The organism is Pedobacter riviphilus, from assembly GCF_014692875.1.
Classification (GTDB): domain Bacteria; phylum Bacteroidota; class Bacteroidia; order Sphingobacteriales; family Sphingobacteriaceae; genus Pedobacter; species Pedobacter riviphilus.
The window spans coordinates 3,474,898-3,500,519 of record NZ_CP061171.1; the positions used below are offsets into that span (position 1 = coordinate 3,474,898).

General features: G+C 37.8%; 22 protein-coding genes. 14 read left to right on the plus strand and 8 right to left on the minus strand.

Translation table 11 applies throughout. From position 1 onward, the window contains the following. Nucleotides 1–34 precede the first annotated feature (34 nt). The 4 genes from H9N25_RS14180 (at nt 35) to H9N25_RS14195 (ending at nt 3,040) form a co-directional block, all read left to right on the plus strand. Nucleotides 35–1,708, plus strand: a complete 1,674-nt coding sequence (locus tag H9N25_RS14180) for a beta-N-acetylhexosaminidase (protein WP_190326331.1) — start codon at nt 35–37, stop codon at nt 1,706–1,708. 64 nt (nt 1,709–1,772) lie between these two features. Continuing rightward, nucleotides 1,773–1,952 carry a hypothetical protein gene (locus H9N25_RS14185; protein WP_190326332.1) on the plus strand — a complete coding sequence of 60 codons (180 nt, stop codon included), beginning with the start codon at nt 1,773–1,775 and terminating at the stop codon, nt 1,950–1,952. Between the two features lie 10 nt (nt 1,953–1,962). Continuing rightward, nucleotides 1,963–2,439 (plus strand): RNA polymerase sigma factor, encoded by a 477-nt coding sequence (locus tag H9N25_RS14190; RefSeq protein WP_190326333.1) that lies wholly within the window; start codon nt 1,963–1,965, stop codon nt 2,437–2,439. Nucleotide 2,440: 1 nt separating this feature from the next. Beyond that, nucleotides 2,441–3,040: a hypothetical protein gene (locus tag H9N25_RS14195; RefSeq protein ID WP_190326334.1), complete on the plus strand. Its 600-nt coding sequence runs from the start codon at nt 2,441–2,443 to the stop codon at nt 3,038–3,040. Here H9N25_RS14195 and H9N25_RS14200 read toward each other — a convergent pair. Next, the gene (locus H9N25_RS14200; RefSeq protein WP_190326335.1) at nt 3,029–3,955 is read right to left on the minus strand and encodes an AraC family transcriptional regulator; all 927 of its coding nucleotides are present in this window, start codon (nt 3,953–3,955) and stop codon (nt 3,029–3,031) included. The two genes, H9N25_RS14195 and H9N25_RS14200, sit on opposite strands and share 12 nt — an antisense overlap. 335 nt (nt 3,956–4,290) lie before the next feature. On the opposite strand from H9N25_RS14200, the gene H9N25_RS14205 reads away from it, so the two are divergent. From H9N25_RS14205 to H9N25_RS14215, 3 genes are all read left to right on the plus strand, one after another. Further along, complete coding sequence (locus H9N25_RS14205) at nt 4,291–5,796, plus strand: aldehyde dehydrogenase family protein (protein ID WP_190326336.1); 1,506 nt, start codon at nt 4,291–4,293, stop codon at nt 5,794–5,796. 260 nt (nt 5,797–6,056) lie between these two features. After that, a complete protein-coding gene (locus H9N25_RS14210) occupies nt 6,057–6,431 on the plus strand; it encodes a DUF779 domain-containing protein (RefSeq protein WP_190326337.1) in 375 nt (124 codons plus the stop codon). Nucleotides 6,432–6,585: 154 nt separating this feature from the next. Beyond that, a complete protein-coding gene (locus H9N25_RS14215) occupies nt 6,586–6,792 on the plus strand; it encodes a hypothetical protein (protein WP_190326338.1) in 207 nt (68 codons plus the stop codon). Here the strand turns inward: H9N25_RS14215 and H9N25_RS14220 are convergent. After that, a complete protein-coding gene (locus H9N25_RS14220) occupies nt 6,789–7,190 on the minus strand; it encodes a thiol-disulfide oxidoreductase DCC family protein (RefSeq protein WP_190326339.1) in 402 nt (133 codons plus the stop codon). The genes H9N25_RS14215 and H9N25_RS14220 overlap by 4 nt on opposite strands. A gap of 263 nt (nt 7,191–7,453) precedes the next feature. On the opposite strand from H9N25_RS14220, the gene pyrR reads away from it, so the two are divergent. The 6 genes from pyrR (at nt 7,454) to H9N25_RS14250 (ending at nt 15,478) form a co-directional block, all read left to right on the plus strand. Further along, nucleotides 7,454–8,002 carry a bifunctional pyr operon transcriptional regulator/uracil phosphoribosyltransferase PyrR gene (pyrR, locus tag H9N25_RS14225; protein WP_190326340.1) on the plus strand — a complete coding sequence of 183 codons (549 nt, stop codon included), beginning with the start codon at nt 7,454–7,456 and terminating at the stop codon, nt 8,000–8,002. Nucleotides 8,003–8,004: 2 nt separating this feature from the next. Further along, a complete protein-coding gene (locus tag H9N25_RS14230; protein ID WP_057933671.1) occupies nt 8,005–8,934 on the plus strand; it encodes an aspartate carbamoyltransferase catalytic subunit in 930 nt (309 codons plus the stop codon). 301 nt (nt 8,935–9,235) lie between these two features. Then, nucleotides 9,236–12,259 carry a tetratricopeptide repeat protein gene (locus tag H9N25_RS14235; RefSeq protein ID WP_167295402.1) on the plus strand — a complete coding sequence of 1,008 codons (3,024 nt, stop codon included), beginning with the start codon at nt 9,236–9,238 and terminating at the stop codon, nt 12,257–12,259. A gap of 4 nt (nt 12,260–12,263) precedes the next feature. After that, the gene (locus H9N25_RS14240) at nt 12,264–13,961 is read left to right on the plus strand and encodes a porin family protein (protein ID WP_190326341.1); all 1,698 of its coding nucleotides are present in this window, start codon (nt 12,264–12,266) and stop codon (nt 13,959–13,961) included. 225 nt (nt 13,962–14,186) lie between these two features. Further along, a complete protein-coding gene (locus H9N25_RS14245; protein WP_190326342.1) occupies nt 14,187–14,894 on the plus strand; it encodes a DUF2071 domain-containing protein in 708 nt (235 codons plus the stop codon). A 26-nt stretch (nt 14,895–14,920) separates the two neighbouring features. After that, nucleotides 14,921–15,478, plus strand: coding sequence for a hypothetical protein (locus tag H9N25_RS14250; RefSeq protein ID WP_190326343.1), 558 nt, complete (start codon nt 14,921–14,923; stop codon nt 15,476–15,478). Nucleotides 15,479–15,583: 105 nt separating this feature from the next. Here the strand turns inward: H9N25_RS14250 and H9N25_RS14255 are convergent, their stop codons facing one another. Both H9N25_RS14255 and H9N25_RS14260 read right to left on the minus strand, forming a co-directional pair. Further along, nucleotides 15,584–17,080 (minus strand): outer membrane beta-barrel protein, encoded by a 1,497-nt coding sequence (locus tag H9N25_RS14255; protein WP_190326344.1) that lies wholly within the window; start codon nt 17,078–17,080, stop codon nt 15,584–15,586. Continuing rightward, nucleotides 17,077–17,652 carry an RNA polymerase sigma factor gene (locus H9N25_RS14260; RefSeq protein WP_190326345.1) on the minus strand — a complete coding sequence of 192 codons (576 nt, stop codon included), beginning with the start codon at nt 17,650–17,652 and terminating at the stop codon, nt 17,077–17,079. The genes H9N25_RS14255 and H9N25_RS14260 overlap by 4 nt, the downstream gene beginning before the upstream one ends. Before the next feature lie 161 nt (nt 17,653–17,813). On the opposite strand from H9N25_RS14260, the gene H9N25_RS14265 reads away from it, so the two are divergent. Beyond that, entirely contained in the window at nt 17,814–18,716 is a 903-nt protein-coding gene (locus H9N25_RS14265) for a class I SAM-dependent methyltransferase (protein ID WP_190326346.1), read from the plus strand. Between the two features lie 453 nt (nt 18,717–19,169). On the opposite strand, the gene H9N25_RS14270 is transcribed toward H9N25_RS14265, so the two are convergent. From H9N25_RS14270 to H9N25_RS14285, 4 genes are read right to left on the minus strand one after another with little or no spacing between them, the layout of a single operon-like run. Then, nucleotides 19,170–20,663, minus strand: coding sequence for a SusD/RagB family nutrient-binding outer membrane lipoprotein (locus H9N25_RS14270; protein ID WP_330221040.1), 1,494 nt, complete (start codon nt 20,661–20,663; stop codon nt 19,170–19,172). Nucleotides 20,664–20,666: 3 nt separating this feature from the next. Next, nucleotides 20,667–23,768, minus strand: coding sequence for a SusC/RagA family TonB-linked outer membrane protein (locus H9N25_RS14275; RefSeq protein WP_190326347.1), 3,102 nt, complete (start codon nt 23,766–23,768; stop codon nt 20,667–20,669). Nucleotides 23,769–23,800: 32 nt separating this feature from the next. Then, nucleotides 23,801–24,814 (minus strand): FecR domain-containing protein, encoded by a 1,014-nt coding sequence (locus H9N25_RS14280; protein ID WP_190326348.1) that lies wholly within the window; start codon nt 24,812–24,814, stop codon nt 23,801–23,803. A 46-nt stretch (nt 24,815–24,860) separates the two neighbouring features. Further along, nucleotides 24,861–25,502, minus strand: a complete 642-nt coding sequence (locus H9N25_RS14285; RefSeq protein ID WP_167295412.1) for an RNA polymerase sigma-70 factor — start codon at nt 25,500–25,502, stop codon at nt 24,861–24,863. Between the last annotated feature and the right edge of the window lie 120 nt (nt 25,503–25,622).

Here is a 25,622-nt window from a genome sequence, read left to right on the forward strand (position 1 = left end):
CTACTTTTGAAAAGCGTAACCTAGCCTTTTCAGCATGAGAAAAATTATCTTTTTGTTTCTGACCCTTATTTCGTTCAAAGTTTCTGCTCAGGAAATTAATATTATCCCGCAGCCGGTACAATTAAGACCAGGACTTTACCCAACCGACAAATTTAAAATTGATAATCAGACTATTATTTTCATAACAGATGATAAAGCGATGAATTCTGCTACATTTTTAGCAGAATATTTATTTAAACATTACAAACTCAATCTTAAAATAAGTAATACTGCAGAAGACGGAAATAAAAATAGTATTAAACTTGTATTATCAGACCAATTGTATACAAACCCAAACAAATACTTTGTGTCGGTACTTTCTACAACTCTAAATGCGGGCGCATCTTCAGAACAGGGCTTATTTTATGCAGTTCAAAGCATTATCCAACTATTACCTGCAACAACTGAGGATAAACTCTTCATTCCTTCCGTTGATATAATAGATTATCCCCGATTCGACTACCGAGGCATGCACCTAGATGTAAGCCGTCATTTTTTTGATGTTGCTTTTATCAAACAATACATTGATTATCTGGCCCTGCATAAAATGAACTATTTCCACTGGCATTTAACCGATGACCACGGCTGGCGGATCGAAATCAAAAAATATCCCAAACTAACCGAAATTGGTGCCTGGCGCAATGGCAGTATAATTGGTTTATGGCCCGGAAAAGGCAACGAAAATATTAAATACCAGGTACTGCCAAACGAAATTAAAATTACGCCAAAAGATGCTGTAATTAAAACTGATGGCATTAAACATGGTGGTTATTACACGCAGGAACAAATTAAAGAAGTGGTTGATTACGCCGCTAAGCGCTATATCACCATCATTCCGGAAATTGAAATGCCAGCCCACAGTATGGCTTTATTGGCGGCATATCCCGAATTAGGCACCGAACCCAACAAAAAATACACGGTTGCCGAAACCTGGGGCATGATGAACAAATACAACAATGTACTGCAGGCTTCTGATACCACTTTTAAGTTTCTGGAAAATGTATTAACTGAGGTAATGGCTTTGTTCCCCTCACCATACATCCACATTGGTGGCGATGAAGCCTCTAAAGTTTGGTGGAAACAATCTGCTGTTTCGCAACAGATTATGAAAGCCAATGGTTTGAAAAATGAAAGTGAGCTACAGAGTTATTTCATCCGCAGGATGGAAAAATTTGTGAACAGTAAAGGCAAAACCATTATCGGATGGAACGAAATTTTACAGGGCGGTTTAGCTCCAAATGCAGTTGTAATGAGCTGGCAGGGCAAAAAAGGTGGTATCGACGCTGCAAACCAAAACCACAAAGCAATTATGACACCCGAAAATAAGATGTACTTTAATCATGGACAGTTCGTAAAAGAAGATAGCCTGGCCGCAAATAAGTTTTCGCCTTTAATTGATGTTTACAATTATGAACCCATACCAGCTGAATTAAGTGCCGAGCAGGCTAAATACATTTGGGGTGCACAGGGCTGTTTATGGAGCGAGTACATTACCAATCCGGCAAAAGTACAGTACCAGCTTTTTCCCCGATTGGATGCTTTAAGCGAAGTATTGTGGAGCCCTAAAGAAAAACGGAATTACCCAGATTTTCAAAAAAGACTGAAAACACAGTTTAAACGCTACGATTTAATGGGAATTACCTACTCCAAAAGATATTTAGAAAATTAATTTTCGATTGCTGTAATTTTTCCTTGCTGCTGCTTACTAACTGTTCAAATCAATTAAATTAGCAATGGAAAATAACAATTCAAAATTAGGCATCGCTGCATTTTTAAGCATTGTAGCGAATACAACAGGCGTTCAAGGCTATACTAAATATTTCATATTAACAGTGGCTGTGATTTCGCTAATCATCGGAATTTATCAGTACCAGAAAGCATTCAAAGCCAACCAACTATCGAAAGACAGATAAGCTATAGCATATGATTGAAAAATCTTATCTCGACAAACTGGAAGCACATAAAGGTATTATCTATAAAATGATAAACCTTTATGCCGATGACGAAGAGGACCGCAAAGATTTATATCAAGAGATCGTTTTTCAAAGCTGGAGTGCTTATGGCAGGTTTAAAGGCGACGCTAAATTTTCTACCTGGCTTTATAAACTCAGCTTAAATGTATCGCTTTCATTTCTGAGCAAACAGAAAAAGCATAACCAGGTTAAAGATGCAGGGCAATTTGCCCATTACTTCGAACCACCCGAACTTTCGGAACGGGCTGATTGGCTGTATCGCTGTATCAAACAATTAACAGAAATAGACCGAAGTATAATTATGCTCCATCTCGATGGTTTCGATAACATCGAAATAAGCGAAATGACAGGAATATCGCGAAACAACACCAATGTGAAGTTACATCGGATTAAACAACAATTAACCACACTGCTAACCCGCAAATAAAATGAATTTAGAACAAGAATGGCAAAATTTGAGTGGAGAATTTAACTCAAAGGTGGATAAAATAAATATCTCGAACATTACAATCGATGAAAAATCGCACAGTCTTCTGCAAGACTTATTATTTAAATTAAGATGGAAATTAAGGTGGATCAGAATTATTGATTTACCAATTTTGGTTATGGCCTTTTTTATAAAAGGGGATTTAAAATTCCTCTTGCTTTTTGTGTTTATCACTTACGAAATTTCGAGGGCTTTGGGTGTAAACAGCTTCAGAAAAATTAAAACCGGCATAGATTATAATGCCAATACCAAACAAGTGCTTACCGATAACCTAAAGGCAGTTAAAAAAATTCTAAGGGGTGAAACTATTTATGGATACATTTTTTTACCACTTGCCGGACCAACTGGCTGGCTAGCATATAAATTATATGTACATCAAACTTTCGAAAAAGTACTCGGTTTACCTCATTTTTTCATTCAAATGGTATTGCTTATGCTAATAGGTATCCCTTTTATCTACATTACCAAGAAAATGAACGACAGCATATTTGCCAAACCTTTAAAAGAACTTAACGAAAAAATAAACGATTTAATGGATTAACTGATTGGCCACCTGCAATTGATATGCACCCGGCGTAATCCCAACTATCTTTTTAAATGCCCTTATAAAGTAATTGGCATCACTGAAACCAAGCTCGTAACTTATTGAGGCTACCTTAGCCCCGGGCTGCGCCAGTAAAAGCTTGGCTTTGTTAATCTTTTCGGTTAGGATAAAATCGTTAGGACTGATACCGAGCTCGCGTTTAAACAACCGATAAAAGGTTGCCTTGCTCATGCAAGCCTTATCACTCAGGCTGTTGATGCTGATCTTTTCGTTGAGATTTGTTTTAATATAATTTAGTACAAAAGCTAAGGGGTTTTGGTTCAGGTTATAGCCGTCGTCGCCAATTGTTTTAAGGTTCTGGGTCTGCATAATGCGCACCAATAATTCCTTTAAAGTTAAATCGGCTAAAACATCTTTTTCTTTTGTCCGTTCAGAGCAGATCCTGATTACTTTATTAATGAGATAGGCAATCTCTTCATTGTTATAAAAATGATATTCATCGTAATTCAGTAGCCATTTTTCGTTGCTTCCTTCCTTTGGAAAAAACTCGTTCAAATAAGCAATCGTTTTTTGGATCTGCTCCTGATCTATAGCCAAAGCAATACACTGGGTAGGATTAAGATTGGAAGCCTCAGGAAAATCAATTTCCATGGTAACGGCCGGCGGAACAATAACAGTTTGACCAGGAAAATAATCAAAGCCTTTCTTATCAAATAAATGCATTACCTTTTTGCCCCTCAGCATACTCGTAATTACAAAATCGTTAAAAGTTAGTGGAACTTTATACGATTCGGTATAGGTTTCGAAAACATTTAATTCGCAACGCTCTAAGGTATAAGAAGTTCTGTTCTCTACTAAAGTCTGCAACGTTTCTGAAGCACTGAGCTTTACATGATCTAATGTATGTTGCATAAACCGAAAATATTTGGTCAGACATATTTAACTAACTCAAATATAATTATTTCATCTAGTTATATCGCATGGATAAATGCCTGTTACCCGCATGGCATGATCCAATCTACATTTACTGGCTGTTAAGATCATTATGGTTTCAATTTGGTTACATAGCCTGAAATAATAATGCTACCAATTGATTCGATTGTACTACCTGCTTCATTGGCTTTGCCATTAGGTTTGTATCAACCAAATCTTATAAACATAAAAATCATGATGAGCCACCCCATTAAAAATGCTATTCCCAAACTCGCTCAAAATGGTTTTTTGAAATTTAATAATCAATAATAATTATGGAAAATTTAATTGAAAAACCATCATTCAAGCCCCATTACGATAATTACATCGGAGGAAAATTTGTAGCGCCCGTTAAAGGCGCTTACTTCGATAACATATCGCCGATTGATGGTAAAGTTTTTACTAAAGCAGCACACTCCACAAAAGAAGATTTAGAATTAGCCGTTGATGCCGCACATGAGGCATTTAAAACCTGGAGCAAAACCTCTTCAACCGAAAGAAGCATCATATTGAACAAAATTGCACAACGAATGGAAGACAACCTAGAGTATCTGGCAACGGTTGAAACCATTGATAATGGCAAAGCGGTTAGGGAAACCTTAGCGGCCGATTTACCTTTGGGTATAGACCATTTCAGGTATTTTGCAGGAGTTATCCGTTCCGAAGAAGGTTCATTATCAGAGCTTGACCAAAATACTGTTTCATTAATTGTACATGAGCCAATTGGTGTAGTGGCACAGATTATTCCGTGGAATTTTCCGCTTTTAATGGGCATCTGGAAACTGGCGCCTGCCCTCGCAGCAGGAAACTGCGTGGTTTTAAAACCTGCAGAAAGCACACCGGTTTCGATTATGGTTTTAATGGAACTGATTGGCGATTTATTGCCTCCGGGAGTGGTAAATATAGTAAACGGTTTTGGCGCTGAGCTTGGGCGTGCCTTGGTTACCAATCCTAAAGTTTCGAAAGCGGCATTTACAGGCTCTACCCCTACAGGTAGATTGGTAATGCAATATGCCACCGAAAATATTATCCCAGTTACACTCGAACTTGGTGGAAAATCGCCCAATATATTTTTCAGCTCGGTAATGGCCGAAGATGATGCATTTTTAGATAAAGCAGTAGAAGGAGCGGTAATGTTTGCCTTAAACCAAGGCGAAATTTGTACCTGCCCATCTCGTTTATTGATCCAGGAAGATATTTACGAAAAATTTATTGCAAAGGTAATCGAGCGAACCAAGGCAATAAAAATCGGTAGTCCGTTGGATAGAATGGTGATGATGGGTGCCCAGGCTTCTAAAATCCAGTTCGAAAAAATTGCCGCTTATATTAAATTAGGTAAAGAAGAAGGTGCCGAAGTTTTAACTGGCGGAGAAGTGAACAAACTTTCTGGCGAGCTTGGTGGCGGCTATTACATCAAACCAACCATCTTTAAAGGCCACAATAAAATGAGGATTTTTCAGGAAGAAATTTTCGGTCCGGTATTGGCCGTTACTACCTTTAAAACAGTAGAAGAAGCCATTGAAATTGCAAACGATACTTTATATGGTTTAGGTGCTGGTGTTTGGACACGCGATGCCCATGAGCTTTACCAGGTCCCGAGAGCCATTCAGGCGGGCCGCGTTTGGGTAAACCAATATCATGCTTATCCTGCAGGTGCTCCTTTTGGCGGCTACAAACAATCGGGTGTGGGCAGAGAAAACCACAAAATGATGTTGGCTCATTACCGCCAGACTAAAAATATGCTTATTTCTTATGATAAAAATAAATTAGGTTTCTTTTAGGTTGAAAACTGAATTCGATTAGTGGTATATCTTTTAAAAGATGTCTTGTAGATATTTTAATTTATGGCCGTCGCCCTGAACTGAGCTTTAGCGAGCTCACCGAAGGTAATTTATTTCAGGGTCTATCTTGCAGGAAAGATGCTGAAATAAATTCAGCATGACGATTGCGTCAGGGTGAATAGGCTAAAAATTAATCAATATGAATAAATATTAGAGTTCTGTGTTTTCTAAAAAAAGTCCATTTATAAAATTAAATCATTATGATTAAGCGTATAGATAGTACAGAAAAAGCAAAGGAGCTAATTGCCATACTTAAAGAAAAACATGGAGAACTGATGTTTTACCAGGCCGGTGGATGTTGCGAGGGTACACAGCCGCAATGTTTCGAAAAAGGAGGCTACTACCTTCGGATGCGTGATGTTTGTTTAGGTGAAATAGAAGGTTGCGAATTTTGGGTAGACAGAGATCTTTTCGAGTATTGGAAATTCTCACACTTTACTTTAGATGTGTTAGATGGATTTGGTGTAGGTGGTTTTTCTTTAGAGACCCCACTACAAAAAACGTTCAAGATTCACTACAGACTGTTCTCTGAAGAAGAACTAAAAGACCTTGAACCCGTTAAAACGGCTGAATAATTTTCGTTTATTCAGTAAGTTTAAGTCAGCTTGGAGAAATCCGGCTGACTTTTTTGGTTTCCTCTGGGTTATGCTGATCCGAGAGCTTTCGGATTTAGTTCAGCATCCTTCTTGTTTTTAAAAATTAATGCAATCTTTGCATAAAAATTAAACCATGCGTAAACTATTTGCCGTCCTTTCTACCATTATTACTTTATTTGCCATTAAAGAAACGGTATATGTATTTACTTCTACTGAAGCAGACATGGTTAAGCAAAAAGCCATTATGATTGTAATTGCCTTAAGCATTACCGTACCATTAATCATTTTAACACTTTGGCTTTGGTCGCCGGCTAGAAAGAAAAATGGTCAACAAAATTAAGCGATAAACTTACTTTTTAATTCAGGAGTCGGCACCCAACAACTCTCCTGCTTTCCCCACCATTGGTAACGGTTTTTGGCAATAATATCATAAACCCAATCGCGTATAAATTTAGGAACAATAAGAAACGCATAAAGAAGCGGGATTAATCCATTAAGTTTTCGGGCCACACGCAATGCTGCTGATGACTTGGTATAGAGTTTTCCATCCTCCAGCAATAAAATCGTATTCAACTTTTCTGGGTCAGCATTAAATTTAGGCAATATTTCCTTGGCGTAATTACCTTGTAGTGCCGTAAACTTGAATTGATCTTTTTTATCATGGGCAATAACAAACTGAACCGATGCATTGCAAAGATTACAAACGCCATCAAAAAAGATTACAGGTTGTTGCATCATATGCTATAAAAATAAAGCTTTTTAATTCAATAAATATCTGAAAGAATGTATAATAAAGATTAATTGATAAGTAGGTTAATCAACATACAGTGTACAGCCAGGCTAATACTAACAGAAAGGCAAAAATTGCTTTAAAAAAAATAGAATAAGAAAACAGTTTTTTTAATGTTGTAACAGAACAATTTAAGCGTAAAGCTAAAAACAATCGATCTTCAACTTTCTTAGCTTAAAACATTTTTATATATTTGCCCAATCCTTCTTCAATGCAAAAGAAAACACTTCTTGACGGACAAAAAATTCAGATTACAATTAAGAGGCTCTGCCATCAATTAATTGAAAACCATGACGATTTCGCAAATACCGTTTTAATTGGCATCCAGCCAAGGGGTATTTTTTTGGCAGATCGCATTCATCAGGATCTTCAACAGATTCTAAAAAACAAGAAAATTTTAAAGGGAAACCTTGATATTACTTTCTTTAGGGATGATTTCCGCCGTAAAGACGGATTGGTTACCGCAAGCAGTAACTCGATCGATTTTATCATCGAAGGTAAAAAAGTAATCTTAATTGATGATGTACTTTGGACAGGCAGAACCATTAGGGCAGCCCTTGATGCCTTGCTTGCATATGGTCGTCCGGAGAAAGTGGAACTTTTGGTTTTAATAGACCGCAGGTTTAGCAGGCATTTACCTATAGAACCCGATTATATTGGGCATCAGGTAGATAGCTTAAACTCACAACAGGTAAAAGTAACCTGGGCGAGTGAAGGAAGTGAAGACAAAGTGATTTTAATATCCGAAAATAATAAATAAAAATGGCAGCAGAAAAACTATCAACCCGACATCTTTTAGGCATTAAAGATATTAACCGGAATGATATCGAATTGATTTTCGAAACTGCAGATAATTTCAAGGAAGTGATAAACAGGCCGATAAAAAAGGTTCCTTCACTTCGTGATATTACGATTGCCAATATCTTTTTTGAAAACTCTACCCGCACCAAACTTTCATTCGAACTTGCCGAAAAAAGACTTTCGGCTGATGTGGTTAATTTTGCGGCTTCATCTTCGTCTGTAAGCAAGGGCGAAACCCTTATCGATACCGTAAACAACATCTTATCCATGAAAGTTGATATGGTAGTGATGCGTCATCCCTATGCTGGTGCCGGTCAGTTTTTAAGTAAACATGTAAAAGCCCAGATTGTAAATGCTGGAGATGGTGCGCACGAACACCCAACGCAGGCCTTACTTGATGCTTTCTCTATCCGCCAAAAATTGGGTGATGTAGCTGGCAAAAAAGTGGTAATTGTTGGCGATATCCTGCACTCGCGTGTAGCCATTTCGAACATCTTGTGCCTACAGCGTTTAGGTGCAGAGGTAATGGTTTGCGGCCCTACAACATTAATCCCAAAACACATCCATCAACTTGGAGTAAAAGTTGAGCATAACTTAATTAAAGCTCTGAACTGGTGCGATGTAGCAAACATGCTGCGTATCCAATTGGAACGCCAAGACATTAAATATTTCCCATCGTTAAGAGAATACGCCATGATGTACGGCCTTAACAAACAGATCTTAGATAATCTCGATAAAGAAATCATCGTCATGCACCCTGGCCCAATAAACAGAGGTGTTGAGATCACCAGCGATGTGGCCGACAGTAAACAATCGATCATTTTAGAACAGGTAGAAAATGGCGTTGCCATCCGGATGGCCGTGCTGTATCTGTTGGCAAGCCAGGGCTAGATTAGTTAGGAGTCGGAAGTTTTTAGTCCAGAGTCATGAGTCCTAAATTTAAATGATTAACTGGCTAACCTTTCTATTAAAATTGTTTCGTTGCCTAAAAAGCCGCCTCTTAATGACGGATGCGGCGACACCAATAAACCAACGACAACCGAACGAATGAACCCAAATTTTCCACATTCGTACGCCCTTAATACCAAACCAAAAATCCTGTCGTTAATTTGTGTTATTAACAGATGTTAATTACTTCTGTTGATAAGCTTTGATACTATTTCTAATTTAGTACCAACCATATTTGAAACCAATGCAGAAAAAATACTTACTAATTCCGCTAATTTTAGCAGGAAGTTTTAGCACCTACGCTCAGGTTAGCGCTGTGCAAAACCTCAACAAAAACTATCAAACGGGCTTAGAATTATTAGACAAAGAAAAATACACTGCAGCTGCACAACAGTTTAAACTTGTTGAGCTGCAACGTTATAAACCTTCCACACAAACGGAGAGCAATGCCGAATTATCTTTACTAAAGGAGAATGCAAAATTTTATGCCGCCGTTTGCGCATTAGAGTTAACCAATAGCGATGCCGAGAGTTTGTTTCAGGCCTTTATCCGCGATTATCCGTTAAACCCAAACACCAAACTGGCTTATTTCTATGTTGGAAAAACTTATTTCAACCAGAAAAACTATAAAAAAGCGCTAGAATGGTTCGAAAAAACCGACCCTTCTACACTTTCGGGCAAACAAAGAAACGAATACCAGTTTAAGCAGGGTTACGCCTATTTCGAACTTAAAGACTACGATAAGGCAGAACCTTTATTCGAAAAAGTTAAAAAAGAAGAAGGCGATTTTCAGGAAAGTGCTACCTACTACTTTGCTTATATCAATTACTTAAACAAAGAGTATAAAACGGCATTGGCCAATTTCGAAAAGTTAAAAGGCTCTCCTACTTATGAGGCCAGTTATCCATACTACATCACTTCGATGTACTATCTTGACGAGCGTTATGATGATGTGATCAGTTATGCTTTAGCTGCGATTCAAAAAACCAAACAACAGTTCGAACCAGAAATGTTGAGTTTGGTTGCTGCATCGTACTTTGCAAAATCTGAATTCAAAAATGCCGAAAAATATTTTGCTGAATATTATGCAAAAGATAAAAGCGAAACCAAGAACAACCTCTTCATTTATCAATATGGGTACTCTTTGTTCCAGAATAAAAAGTATAAAGAGTCTGTTGCCGTTTTAGAAAAACTGAATACCGATGATATTTACCTGCAAAACGGTATGCATACTTTGGGTAAAGCATTTATACAATTGGGCAACAAACAGAAAGCACAAAGCGCTTTTTTCAGGGCTTCTCGTTTAAGTTTTGACAAGGGTATACAGGAAGAAGCCTGGTTAAATTATGCCAAATTAAGTTATGAATTAGAATTCCACCAGCAAGCTTTGGAGGCTACACAGGGTTTCTTAAAAACTTTCCCAAAATCGCGTAAAATAAACGAAGCCAAAACTTTATTGGGCGAGGTTTTATTAACCACCAAAAACTATCAGGCAGCGGTAGACATTTTAGAGCCTATTCCGGATAAAAACCTTGAGGCTAAGGAAGCTTATCAGAAAGTTACTTATTTCCGCGGATTAGAGTTCTATAACGAAAGGGCTTTCCCTAATGCATTATCGATGTTTTTGCGTTCTGAAAAGTTCCCGGAAGACGATGAAATTAATGCCTTAAATACCTACTGGAAAGCAGAATCGATGTACGAACTGCGCAAATACGGAGAAGCGGTTACCACTTTCGAGAAATTCTTGAAGATGCCGGATGCCGATAAAACTGGTGTTTATAATTTCGCAAACTATGCTTTGGCTTATGCCGCTTTCGAAGACGAAAAATATAGTAAAGCAGCAAATTATTTTGAAAAATTTTTGGCGGGTAACGATAAAGACCAAAAAACAATTGATGATGCGACCATTCGTTTAGCAGATTCTTACTTCGTAAATAAGAATTATGGCGATGCAATGGCGAATTACAACAAAATCATTAACAGACATACCACTTCTGAGGATTATGCTACTTTCCAGAAAGGAATGATCCAGGGACTGGAAACGCAGTATGATGCAAAAATTGCAACAATGCAAAGTTTGTTAAAAGCTTTTCCGAATTCGAATTATGCAGATGATGCTGGTTTCGAAACGGCTTATACTTATTTTAACAAGGGTGATTTTGATAAATCTAAATCAGATCTGGTAGAATTGATAGCCAAGTACCCACGCAGTAGTTATGTAGCAAAAGCGCTGGTAACCATCGGCTTGGTTCAATACAACCAGGATCAGGACGATGCCGCTTTAGAATCGTTTAAAAAAGTAATCCGCGATTACCCTACTGCCGATGAAGCTAAACAGGCAATGGAATCAATCAAGAACATTTATGTAGATCGTGGCGATGCAAATGGTTTTATCGCTTATGCAGCTACAACGCCGCTTGGAAATTACTCAGGCTCAGAACAAGATAACATCGTTTTTGCTGCAGCCAATAATACCTATCTAAAAGGCGATGCCAATGGTGCATTCCAAGCTGTAAATGCTTATTTCGATAAATTTCCTAAAGCTAACCACGAAAAGGAGGCTAAATTTATCAGAGCAGAATCATTGGTTAAATTAGGTCGCCCAGATGAAGCCATTCCTGATTATGAGTTTATCTTAAACGATTGGACGAGCGATTATACTGAGCGTTCTTTAGTAAGTATCTCTCAACTCTTCTTAAACCAGAAGAAATACAACGAGGCGATTGTTTACCTGAAAAGATTAGAAACTACAACCGATTACAAATCGCACTATAGTTTTGCCATCAACAATTTATTAAAGGCTTACACCGCCTTAAATATGCCCGATGACATGCTTAAATATGCACAGTTGACCAAAGAATCGGAAAAAGCTTCAGAAGAAGAAAAAAACAGTTCCAGCTTATACTCTGGCAAAGCTTATTTGTTGAAAGGTGATACCACAACAGCCATAAAAGAATTTAAAAATGTGGTGGCTAAAACAAAAACCATTGCCGCTGCCGAAGCAAAATACAATTTAGCTTTATTGGAATACAGCAAAGGTGATTTCAAAACCTCATCTAAAACCTGTTTTGATCTGATTAACAACATGGCCGCTTATGATTATTGGGTAGCAAAGGCATTTATCCTTTTATCTGATAATTATGTTGCCCTGAAAGACAATTTACAGGCGAAAAGTACACTTCTCAGTATAATTGATAATTACGAAGGCAAGGATGATATCATCCCGACAGCCAAAGAAAAACTAGAAAAACTAAACCAGAAGAAGTAGCATTATGAAATCGATTAAATATATATATAGTTCACTGTTTTTTTTAGCTGTTGGATTAACGACTGCTCAGGCGCAGGATAAAAAAACGGAGGAAAAAGGGGTGGTAAATGAGGAGATAGAAGTAGTACGCCCGTATAAACCAATTTTGGCCGAGGCTGTAAAACTAAGAAGAAGCCCGAATTTGGATGATGTTAAAACTTACAAAGCAAAATTAAACTACAGCATTCTGGATAGAAAGCTGGAGTTGAACAGCGATATCCAAAAGTTACAGGCACAAGCCTTAGCAGAAGAAAAAGAAAGCATATTGGTTAACAATTATGTAAAAGGTGCATTCGGGTCCTTGGCTACCCTTTTGGGAGAAGCTTATTTTAATACCGGTAAAGATGAAGGCTTACAGGTAGGTGGTTATTTTAAGCATTTTAGTCAGGAAGGAAAGCTGAACAAACAGAATAGTAGCAACCAACAGTTAAGTGTTTTTGGCCGTAGTATTTTAGAGCAGAATACGGTGAGTGGCCGCATTAATTTTGAGCGTAACGGCACTTATTTTTACGGCATAGATGATGCTAGGCCTACACTTAATGCTAACCCTGATAAACAGGCCTTAACTACGATTGAACTGGAAGGTGAGCTGGTTAAAAACTTTACTGAGGATGAAGATGCTTTTAGTTATGCTTTAAAAGCCAATGGTTACATCTGGAATGATAAATTTAGTGCTAAAGAAAATTACCTGAGCTTAAACGGTTATGTAAACAAACGTATTAATTCGTTAAACTTAGGTTTAGCCGCATCAACTGAATTCGGTAATAGCAAAGATGCTTTAACCAGCGTTGGCAATAACCTGTTGCGTTTAAATCCGTATATCCGTTTGCAGGTTAAAGGTGCTAAAATTACAGCGGGGATTAATTTTGTGCAGGAATTTGGTGCATTCAGCAGCTCTAAAATATTCCCTGCCATTACCGCCGATTTCACTTTAATTCCTGATTACTTACAGGTTTTTGGAGAAGTTAAGGGTGATGTAAACAGAAACTCGTTAAAAGGCTTTACAGATGAGAACCCTTGGTTGAACAACAATATTGTCGTTAAAAATACAGTTGAAAAACTAAGTTTCAGTGCTGGTGTTAAAGGTACCGGAGGGCCAGGCTTTGGTTACAAAGCACGTGTATACGTAAAACAGTTTGACGATATGCCATTATTCATCAACAATTATACTGATTTTAACAAGTTTGATGTAATCTACGATTTCGGTAAAACGAAACTAACCGGTTTAGAAGGTGAAATCTCTGTTCAGGTAAGCGACGCCTTAAAATGGACAGGTAAATTAAATCTAGACGATTGGAAACCTGCTTCAGAGACTTACTCTTGGTTTAAACCAGGGTTAAAAGTAAGTTCGAACCTCGTTTATACCTACAATAAAAAACTAAGCTTTAATGCTGGTGTAGTGATCCAGGATGATGTTAAGGCAAAAGTAAACATTGCGAACCCTGTTAATCCTTCGCAGTATGTGATTCCAAATCCATCGATTGAATCGATTGTTACGGTGAAGGGATTTGTAGATTTAGGACTTGGTGCAGATTATAGGATAAACAAAAAATTCTCTGTTTTTGCGAAAGCAAACAATATCTTAAATACCAACTACAGCAGGTACTTATATTATCAGGTAAATGGATTTAATATTTTCGGAGGTTTAACCTACTCCTTTTAATTAGAAATATAAAATTCATTTTTAATAATTTATATGCCTTTAAGTTTATAAGCTTAAAGGCATATTTTGTTTGTGGGATTAAAGGCTGCCGATCATTATCAAAAACAACTTTAAGATAAGTTATTCCCAGAAAGAATTATTAATAGTTATTCTCTTAATTGAACAACATTTATATTGTTGTGATTTCTACTATATTTACTTTAGTTAGCGTAAAATTAAGGTGGAATGAGAATCCCAACAATACATGGATATATTGACAGAAGAATCTTGATCAACTTCACAGCCGACCCAAAGATTGTGAAAGAACTGATTCCCTTTCCTTTTAGACCAAAAGTTTATATGGAAAAGGCCATTGTTGGAATATGCCTAATCAGACTAAAAAATATAAAACCAAAAGGGTTACCAAACTTTATGGGTGTAAATTCTGAAAATGGTGCTCATCGAATTGCAGTTGAATGGGATGAGGACGGTGTAACAAAATCAGGAGTTTATATACCGCGTCGAGATACGTCACTAAAATTAAATGCGCTCATTGGTGGACGAATATTTCCAGGCAAACACTTTCATGCAAAATTCAGCATAGAAGAAGAAAACGGAAATTACCAAATTAGCTTTAAGAGCTCAGACAATACGGAGATATTAATTGATGCTAGTGAGACTCATTTGTTTAACAATAAATCAATTTTTAAAACACTAGAAAATGCGTCGGACTTTTTTGAAAACGGCGACCTTGGATATTCACCGAATAAAGACAAGTTTGATGGTCTGAGATTAAAAGCATACCATTGGAAAGTTAGACCACTTGAGGTTTTGAAGGTAAAATCAAGTTTTTTTGAAAATGAAGATCTTTTCCCTCGAGGATCGGTGACTTTTGACAATGCGCTGCTTATGACAAATGTTGAGCATGAGTGGAAAAGCGAAACAAACAAATAACTATAAACATTACAGCTCAAAAAAGAATGAAGCAAATATTCATAACCATCTTAAGCATTTTCACCCTGACCGCTTACGGGCAGGATAAAAATAACTATACTCATTTCAATAAATTGACAGAAGTTGAAGGAACAGATTATGTAATTGCAAGTGTTGAAAATTGGGGAAAAATACCTGATGCGAAAAATAAATACCTACTGTTTATTAATACTAAAAACGGGCAAACAAAACAGGTAGATTTCCCGAATGATGGCTATTTTGAAAAACTGGAGCAAGTTAAGATTGACCACCTAGGGATCAATCAAATTATTATCTCAGCTCAAACTATTGATCTTGACGAAAAAAAGGGAATAGACTGGAACGACCCAAAACAGATTATAATCTTATCTCCTGATGGGCAAAAAAGAACACAATTAACAGATAATAAATTCTTCGTAAATACCTGGGTTGTGAATAAACAAACCGGAACTATTATTGTAACGGGCCATACTGATACAAACAACAATAACAAGTACGATAAAACAGATAAAAGCGAAATTTTAATTTACGACTTAAAAACCCTAAAGCAGATCAGTAAAATTTGAGACGCCTTATATATAAGTTTCTCTATTATTACACCTGAAATTTCTGCTTTTATCATTTTTTTGAATTTGCAGTATATCTCATTTTTAATTTTGTTTCTACTATAGTTACTTAAACCTGTACCCTATCCCAATCCTGAAAACCTGATTGGTCTGTTTAAAAGAGCCCAAACTATTACTCACTTTATATGGTGTTAACCATTGGTAGCTTCCGTTAATATCAAATTGTTTAATGTGAATACTGATGCCACCTGTAAACCCTATATTTATCTTATTGCTTACTGTATTTACTAAGGTCGAGTCGATTTGCTTGCTATGGTATAATGTATCACGCGGATCGGCGATCGGGTTTAACCTGGTAATCATCTCAGATTGCTTGCCCACAAAACTAATTACCGGACCTGCTTTAACACTTATATGTTTCGAAAGCCTATAGGCAGCCATTAAAGGAACATCTACTGTAATCACTTTTCGCGTAGCTGTAATTGTGAACGGTGGTAACGAATCGGGACGGTAATAACTCGGATGTGTAAATTCGCCAATAATTTTTTGATAGCTATTAACATTTACGCCAACAGCAAGTTTCCATTTCTTACTTAACGCATATGTACCAAATATACCTGCATAAAAACTGCTATTCTCTTTTTGCACATTCATTCCTGTTGTTACACCATAACTATATGTGGGTTCTATAATTTCGCTTTCTTGTTTAATTTTAGTCGTTTTGATTTTGGGTGATTTGATATTTTTTACTTTCGGGGTTTTACTTGCAGTAGCGCGATCTGCTTTATTGTTGCTTCCCCTCCTACTGTTCTTTATTGAGGATGTACTTTGTAAATCGACAGGGGCATAGGTTTGTAAAACGATCCCTTGATTTAAAATGGAGACTGGTGAGACACCTCGTTTAAAAAATCCATTTGTTTCCTGATAGCTATCCGGTATTAATAACAGATTTTGTCCGTTCATAAATGAACGATCAATATTGCGGCCTTTAGGTTCGTGATCATCAACTTTTGAGCTAAGCTTTAATGATCTCGAACTCAAATTTTCAAATCGTCCAAAATTATCTCGTTTTTGTGTACCATCGTGTTTGTTTTGAGAAACAGCATTAGGTTTCACGGCAGACGAAATAAGGTTTTCATTATCATTCACACCTTTTACAACCTGAGCCGAATCATTGTCAACACCTCTGTTTTGCACTACAACATCATTTATTGCATTTCCATTCTGATCAATACTATCCTTGATTACAGTCGTATCGCCCAAATTGTTGTAATTTATCACCTTGCTACTATCAATAACTATTGAATCTAGAATTGCGGGTTTAACTTTCTTTTCTATTTCTTTATGTTTATTTTTTGATTTCAGCACTGTAAAGTAGCCTACAGTAGAAACCGTAGCAGCTACAGACAATGTATACCCAATTATTTTAAACAGTTTGGCTCCTGTAGATAAATTAGGGCCATGGCCACCGATGGTACTAATCGGCATCTGCTCATTGAGCAATTTGTGCATACCTGCCCATGAAGCATCCGCAGCATCCTGAATTGGAAGACTATCGAATTTATTGCGCCAGAGTTTATGATACCATGCTGAATTTCTCATCTTCTTTTTATGTTTTCAGTTGGTTTATCAATGGCTGAGGAAGCTAACATTGTCCTCAACTGTTTCTTTGCTTCTGTAAGATGCCACCTTGAGGTACTCTCGGTAATATTCAAATGTTCTCCAATTTCCTTATGCGAATAGCCATCTATAACCGAAAGGTTAAAAACCAACTGGGTAGCGGTTGGCAACAGGCGTATCAATTTTAGGAGATCTTCTACAAAAAGTTTATCTAACACCGACGGCTGGATAAAGATTTCCTCCATTTCATCTGTACTGATGGTTTCGTTAAACTTCGCCTCTCTTCGGCTAATATCAATGCACGACCTTACCATCACCGTCCTAATCCAGGCGCCAAATTCTCCTTTTTTAGCATCGAAAGTATGGATATGCTGAAAAACCTTCAAAAAACCAACGCTCAAGGCATCATGCGCCAGATCATCTGATTTTAAATAACGAAAACATATACGCAGCATATCGGCATAGTAAAGCTTATAGAGACCTTCCTGTGCTTGCCGCTCATTAGCTTTGCAGCCTCTGATTAGTTTAGTATCCTGCTTAAAAAAAAGGTTCATCCATTTGATTCGGTAAGCGTTTTTTCACGGTGTTATAATAAGGTTACGCAGTGGATATGAAAAACGCTGGGTTAAAATTAATTTATTTTTGATTGATACATTTTGTTTTTCGACCAAGCGTTTTCAGTACTGGCTTCGTATGATCTTATAAACCCTGATCTATGCGCCATAATGAAAGCTATAACCGACACAACGAATGGTACAATGAACATTTCCCATCCGAAAGTTCTAAAAGCGATTTTTATGGAAAGATAAGGGCTACAGGCGAAAACAATGTTGCGCACTGGCTGCAACAACTATTTTTCAGTTGTCTTGATCCGCTTCTGGACAGAAAAGGCAGAAGCTGGCTTACCGTAGGAGATGCCTATGGATTTGATGCACAATATATCCTAAACTCTGGCAATAAGGCATTAGCAACAGATTTGAATACCGATTTTTTAAACGTTGCACTAAAAGAGGGAATTATTAACGCCTGTGCCGCAGAAAATGCAGAAAAGCTATCGCGAGAAGACAATAGCTTTGATTTTGTGCTTTGCAAAGAATCTTACCATCATTTCCCCAGGCCATATGCTGCCATGTACGAGATGATCAGAGTAGCCAGATTGGGTGTAGTAGTGATGGAGCCGCAGGATCCGGTAACAAAAATGCCTTTACTTTTAATGTTAAGCAACCTTTTTGCTCAAAACGGGCAATTTATTAACAAACTATGGAAAAACCGTTTTTCATTTGAGCCTGTTGGAAATTTTGTATACAAGGTTTCTGAACGGGAATTTGAAAAACTGGCTGCAGGTTTAGGCCTGCCAATGGTTGGTTTTAAAAAAATCAATCCAAATTACTGGTTTAGAGGGGCAGAAGTGATATCAACCGACCAATACAACAGGCAGTTTTTCTTTATCAAAATGAAGAAGTTTCTTTTTGATGCCCTCGTTAAATTAAGAGCTATGCCTTCACAGGTGCTAACGACAGTTATTTTTAAACAATTACCTGATGAGCATACGATTAATCTGCTTAAGAAAAATGGCTATCACCTGGTTTACATTCCCGAAAATCCTTATCTAAATTAAACGATACCCACACTTATCATTTCACCTATATCTAAATAAAACATGAAAATCAACTCAACACCTAAAACCCTTTATTTTTTCTCAATCTTAATGTTACTAGGATTTTTGATACTAACTTATTTTTTTTATCCCCGTGTGCTATGGAGCGAGTTCTTCGCATCAGCAGCTATTTTTTTGCCCGTTGCAGTTGGGATAATGATTTCCGCTATTCTTCTATTTCTGGGCATATACCTGATGATAAAAGGCCTTAACCATGGAAAAGAAAAAAAACACGTTAGATATTTATAGACATTAAAACGCACCTATTATTATGGGATGATTTAGTTGTATCCTCAATATCCAATCATTACTTATCCCACCAAACCCTAGCAGTAAGCACATCGCCTCCAGCTATTCTTGCTACAGCATCTTTATAATTCTGGGGGTTGTTCAGCACCTCTGTTGATAGATAGATCATCCTGCGGGAATAGTGCCATTGGTTACATTACCTTTATAATTTATTGGAATAAGTTTAGGATAATCGCTCCGTTTCCAGTTTAGCCAGGCTTCTATAAAATTAAAATTAGTACCAGTAGCCACCCAATATTGTGTATTTATTTCAGCTATTGCATTTTGTGTGTTGCTTTCATCAAGTGGATTCTGGTTAACGAATGTAGTAATCTTATTGGCATCAACCGCAGCCAAAGGGTCTAATTGCGCAAGTGATTGTATGGCTCCGGTTAATCCGTTGGCATAATGTAGTTTTGCCGTCCCATTTATATTCCATCCTCTTGCCTTTGCTTCTGCCAGTAGAAATTCAGTTTCTGCATAACTCAAAATAAAGATTGGTCCACCTAGTTTAAGATACACGGAAGTTCGTGGTCGGGAGTATTTCCCGAGCGGGGCAAAATCACTTCCGCTACCTGTACCGCCAGGATAGTTTGGCGAATGGCTGATATCAGTTACACCGCCCTGCAAATCATACCCATTAGGCATACCCAGCTGAACGGCTGCATCGGTATTTCCGTTTAGGTTTTGGTCAGCATTTTTAGACAGTCCGTCTTTTGGCACCTCACCAATTACACCTAATCTTGGATCGTTAGTGTTTTTTAACTGATCGATTAAGGTTTTACTCCAGCGTACTTCCAGGTAATCAGAAAAGGTTCTTAAAGCAAGCGATGTTCCGTTCTGGCTGTTGAATGAGGAAGCATCAGTTAAAAGGATTGCATTGTCATTTATGCCTGTAAAAGTTTTATCTGCGGCTTTCTCTGCCCAGAGTCTTGCTTTTTCTGGATCGACCTTGATTAAACGCATTGCAATCCTCAGCATAAGCGAGTAGCCAAACTTTTTCCATTTTGTAATATCGCCCTTGTAAAAAAGATCGGCAGTTGGCCCTGGTTTTTCGGTATCCAGTTGTGCTGTAGCAGCTTCAAGATCTTTCAGCATTTGGTTGTAAATAGCTTCCTGGCTATCGTAAATCGGATATTTAATACCCTGCATAGCCTTAACTGCCTGCGTATAAGGCACATCACCATAGGTATCGGTAATCCGTTGCAAAATCAACACAAACATAATATCACCTATCGCAATCAGGTTTTTATAAGCTACAGTATCTTTCAACCTGGCGAGCCTTTGCATCTCTCTAATATAAGAAGCATCAGTATAACCTTCATCAAAAATGCGACCCTGATAATCGGTAAAGCTGCCCACATTGATGTATTTATCGCCATTATTGTAATAATAATAGGTTGAGGCAAGCAACTGCATCATCGTGCTTTGATACAAAAGCTGGTAATAGCCCAGATTAGAATACTTTAGCTGTGCCTGCCCAAGTAAACTATTAGGGTCATAATTGTTTTCGGTGAGCTTGGTCGGATCGGTATTAATCTCATCCAGCTTTGCTTTCGAACAGCTACTCGCTAAAGTGAGGAAGAACGCACCAATTATATATAACTTGTTCCAGCTCATCCTTTATTTGAATTTAAAGTTAAAATTGACTCCAAAGCTACGTGTAGCAGGTAATGAAGCACCTTCTATCCCCGCATAACCCAATGTAGGTGAAAACTGCGATTCGGGATCTATGTTTTGAGTGTACTTAAGCAAGGTAAATAAATTCCGGGCTACCAAATCAATTCCTATACTGCTAAACGGTGTTCTTTTTAAAAAACCTTCGCTAAAAGAATAACCCAATGTAGCTTGTCTCAGTTTGATAAAACTGCCATTAAGTACTGATAATGTAGAAATATTGGTGGCTAGCTCAGGGTAATAGGCATAAGCCGGAACATTTATCGTGTTCTTCTGCCCATTTTCTAGTACCCCATCGGCAACGATACCCGTCTCTCTACCCGCCAGAGTTGCCTTATTTAAGCCAAGTACGTAGCTATAATATTCTGTTGCCGAAAGAATTTTATTACCAAAGCGATAATCGATCAAAAAGGAAAAATTAAACTGTTTATAGCTAAAACTGTTGCTTATTCCTCCATATAATGTAGGCATGGTGCCGCCCATTGGGATAAAATTACCCCGTTTAGGTATGCCGTCCGATCCGATAATGATATTTCCACTGGCATCGCGCAGATAATCATAAGCCATAACCTGAGTAATCGGTTTACCAACTACCAACGCGGTATTGGCGTTTAAAGGCCTATAAGTACCTGTAAGTGTATAATTGCTATTTCCATCAATAGAGAGTAAGGTATTCTTTACCTTGGTCATGTTAAAGTTAATCTGCCATTTGCTCGTTGTTGTAAGCAGGGGCGTGTAGCCTAATGCAAGTTCTATCCCTGCATTGCGGGTTTCGCCAAGATTAACGTAAGCCGAGGTGAAACCTGTGGTAACGGATTGTTTTGCGTTAATGATTTCATTGTGGGTAATGCGATTGAAATAGGTAAAATCGATATCCAATCGGCTATTGAAAAACTTAAGATCGAGACCCGCTTCTATTTCGTTTAAGGTAAAGGGCTTTAAATTGTAATTGGGTAAATCGCCAGAAAAGCTGCCAACGGGAATACCATTTACCTGGTTATCTACTGTGTAATAAATTTGCGTCGTATAGGGTACAATGGGTTCGCCGCTGGTTTTGGCAAAATCAAGACGCAATTTACCAAAATTCAGTCCTTTCAACTTCAACAGATCTGAAAAAATAAAACTGCCCGAAATCCCTGGTACAAAAATACCACGGTTATTGGCAGGTAGAGTTGAATAAATATCGTATCGCCCCGTAACTGAGAAATTAAGAAACCGTTGATAGCTTAGATCGGCCGTGTAATAAGCAGATTCTGTTACGATCCTTGATACGGCCAATGTTTTGGTACTGGTAATCAGGTTTTCGGGGGTATATAAATAAGGTACCTTAAATTGCGAGCCTTTTAGCTTTTCGCTATTGCCTTTTCTTTCGCGGTAATTAGCCCCCATTGAAAGTTCGAGATTAAACTTATCGCCCAGATTCCGGCTGGCACTGAACAGGATATCGCTGTTAAGTTCAGAAGTACGGTTCTGATCGTAGGCGTTTATCCCGCCCTGTCTGTTGATGGAAAAGGCAGTCCCGGTAGGTAAAATACTCACTACTTCATCTTTACTTGAATCGTAGCCAATTCTTCCCTGTAATGATGCCCAGCTGGCCAACTTATATTTTAATACGGCTGAAGTGATATAACGGTTTCTATTAGCGTAATCAGCCTGTTTGTTCATTAAAAAATAAGGATTGGTTTTATATTCATCCGCATTCCACCGCGTTTCAAAACCTGTTCCGGCATCAAAACCAGGTGCCAGGATAGCTTGGTCTAAGCTGGTAGCCAGGGCAGAAATTCCATAATTAGGATTTAACGGACCATCGCTAAGGTAACTTTTGTTTTTGTTCCTTTCATAAATGTAATTACCAGTAAAGCTCAGCGATATTTTAGGATTTAAAGCAACTATGCCATAAAAATTCAGCGTTTTACGGTTGAGAGCTCCATTGCTTATAACAGAATTATAATCTAAATTGGAAACCGAAACACGATAGTTATTCTTTGTATTTCCTCCAACCAGCGAAAGTGTATTGATAAATGCCGGAGCTATACGGTAAAAAGTCTGAATGTTATTTTTAACGGGAGCATAAGGACGCATAGAGCCATCTACCTGAGGGCTTAATTTGCCATCCATAAGTTCTCCCCAGCTCAACAAACCCGTGGTAATTGCATTGTACAGATCAGCTGGACGTTTATTTTGTGTACCCTGACCGTACAAATATTGAAAATCAGTAGAATTAACAGGGATATCGAAAGCCAGGTTGGTATTGTATTCAAACTTAGCCTTGGTGTTTTCTCGCCCACCTTTGAGGTTAATAAGGATTACACCATTTGCCGCCCTGGCTCCGTACAAAGCTGAAGCCGCTGATCCTTTTAATATGGTGATGGTTTCAATATCATCTGGATTGATATTGCTGATCCCATCGCCGTAATCGGCGCCACCATACTCGTTGGCACTTCCCCTGATACTATTATCAATGGGTACACCATTTACGATAAATAATGGAGAAGCAGCAGTCATACTCGAAACACCTCTGATGAGTACGCGTGCGGCAGAACCCGGGCCACCGTTTACACCGGTAATATTTAGTCCGGCAACCCTGCCTTGCAGTGCCATAATCAGATTACTCTCTCTTGCTTTGGTAATAGATGAGCCTTTAATGGTGGTAAGGGCATAACCTACTTTATCATTATCTTTTTCGATCCCCAAAGCCGTAATTACCACTTCTTTTAAAAAACGGACACTATCTGTATCTATTTTTCCTTCGGCATTTTTTCTGATCACGATGAGATGATTGGGCAGTACAGAATAAGTATAACCACTGTTGAGCAGGAGTTGATCGATCACCTTAAGGGCTTCCTCTTCTTCTACCTTAATGGATACCAGATGTTTAGGGATTTTAGATTCACCGTAGGCAAAATGGTAAACAGTTTGTTGCTGTATCACTTCTACAACCTGCTCGAAATTTGCCCCGTTAAAATTTAAAGTAACTTTAGTTTGCGCATTGGCAAATAGCGGAAAAATCAATCCAATTAACAATATGATCCGCTGCGCACAATTCATGGCTACAAATATACATTGCTTAACTGTTTGTGCTAACGGTAGATATATACATTTTTACCCTTTATCGAATAATTGAAGTTTTCGATCAGTTTTAGCACATTTAAAGCTTCGGCAATGGTTTCTTTATCTACATGTCCGGTAAATTTCACCGTTTTAAGATCAGCTTCTTTAAAAGTTATTTTAACATCGTACCATCGCTCAAAAAGCTTGGCAATTTCATCAAAACGGTTATTTTTATAAATGAGTTCGTGGTTTGTCCATGCGGTTTCCATAACCCTGTCGGTCCCTGTTCCACTAAAATGGGTGAGTTGGCTTAAATTGGGTTTGCCATCAACCAGGGTAAACTTATCGTTTGGCTTTAAGGTAAAAGTTTGTTTGGTATTATTTTTAAGTGAGATGGCAACGCTTCCTCTAATTAAGGTGGTTTCGATAAAAGCATCGTTTTGATAGGCCTTAACGTCAAACGCTGTGCCCAGAACTTTTACGGCCAATTGCTCAGTGTGTACAATAAAGGGATGTTGTGCATCTTTTTTCACTTCAAAAAAGGCCTCACCCGATAGGTAAACGTTTCTGGTATCGCCACTAAAATGTTCAGGGTATCTCAAGCTACTCTCCGAATTCATTTTCACGGTAGAGCCATCGGCCAGTATAATGGTTTTAATTTCGGTTGCCTTAGTCTGCGCTTGCTTCAAAGCCAGCTGATCTGTTTTATTGAAGAAAATAGCTTCTCTGTTATACACCAAAACGCCAGCCAAAACAATAGCTGCAACAGCAGCAATTTTTAGCCAAACACTGTAACCTTTATTTTTGGCAACTTTTAAACGGGGTTCATCGGGTACCTGGATCTGTGCCCTGATCCGATCAAAAACAAGGTCGATATTTTCTTCTTCAGCTGTTTCAGATTCAAAATAGGTCTGCAGCTGTTTATATTCTGCTCTAAGTGCTTCGTTATCGGCTAAAATCGATTTCAGTTCAACAGATTCATCCGGTGAAATTTCACCGGCTAATTGTTTTCCAAGCAATTCTGTAAATCTTTGATCTGTCATTTTTTTTTAACTCTTTATGATATGTTCCTTTTTCTGTTAAAATTGCCTACAAGAAATAAAAAAAAGATAAAGTACCCACTAAGATAATCAGGGAGATCAGTTTTCCAAGTTTTTTTTCATCTGGTCCTTTGTCTTGTAAGGGCTGTAATATTAAGCGGAGTTTTGCAATAGCCCTGAACAATTGGGTCTGCACCGTTCGCGGCGAAATATTCAGCAGTTCTGCCACTTCCTTATATTTCATTCCACTTTCTTTTATTAATCTGAAAACAGTAGCTGCCTGAGGCGCCAAACCAGCAATGGCAAAATCAAGTTGCCGGTGCAGTTCTTTGGTTTCCAAAATATACTCTGGCGTTTGTGCTGTTACCGAAACATCCTCTTCAGCATCAACTAAATCGATAAACGTAATGGAAGAATTTTTTTTAAGGTATTTGAGTGATTGATTTTTTACAGCGATAAAAAAATAACTTTCGGGATTTAATACATGGGTACTTGTTGCGCGGTTTTCCCAACATTTAACAAATACCTCGGTAACCAGATCTTCTGCAGCCTGTTTATCAACTACATAATAAATAGAAAATTTGATTAACCTACTGTACAGAAAGCGGTAAAGTTGCTCAAAAGATTTTATATCGTCCTCGAGGCAAATCTTATTCCATAAAACGACTAGATCTGGCTTAGCTGCTTTCAACTTGGTTAGTTTGGTGAATCAAATGTAAGGTAATAAAAAATATTTCATAAAAAAATCTTGCCACTGTAGGCAATTTAACAAAAAAAGGACTCTTCATTCGGTACTACAATCAGGTACAAG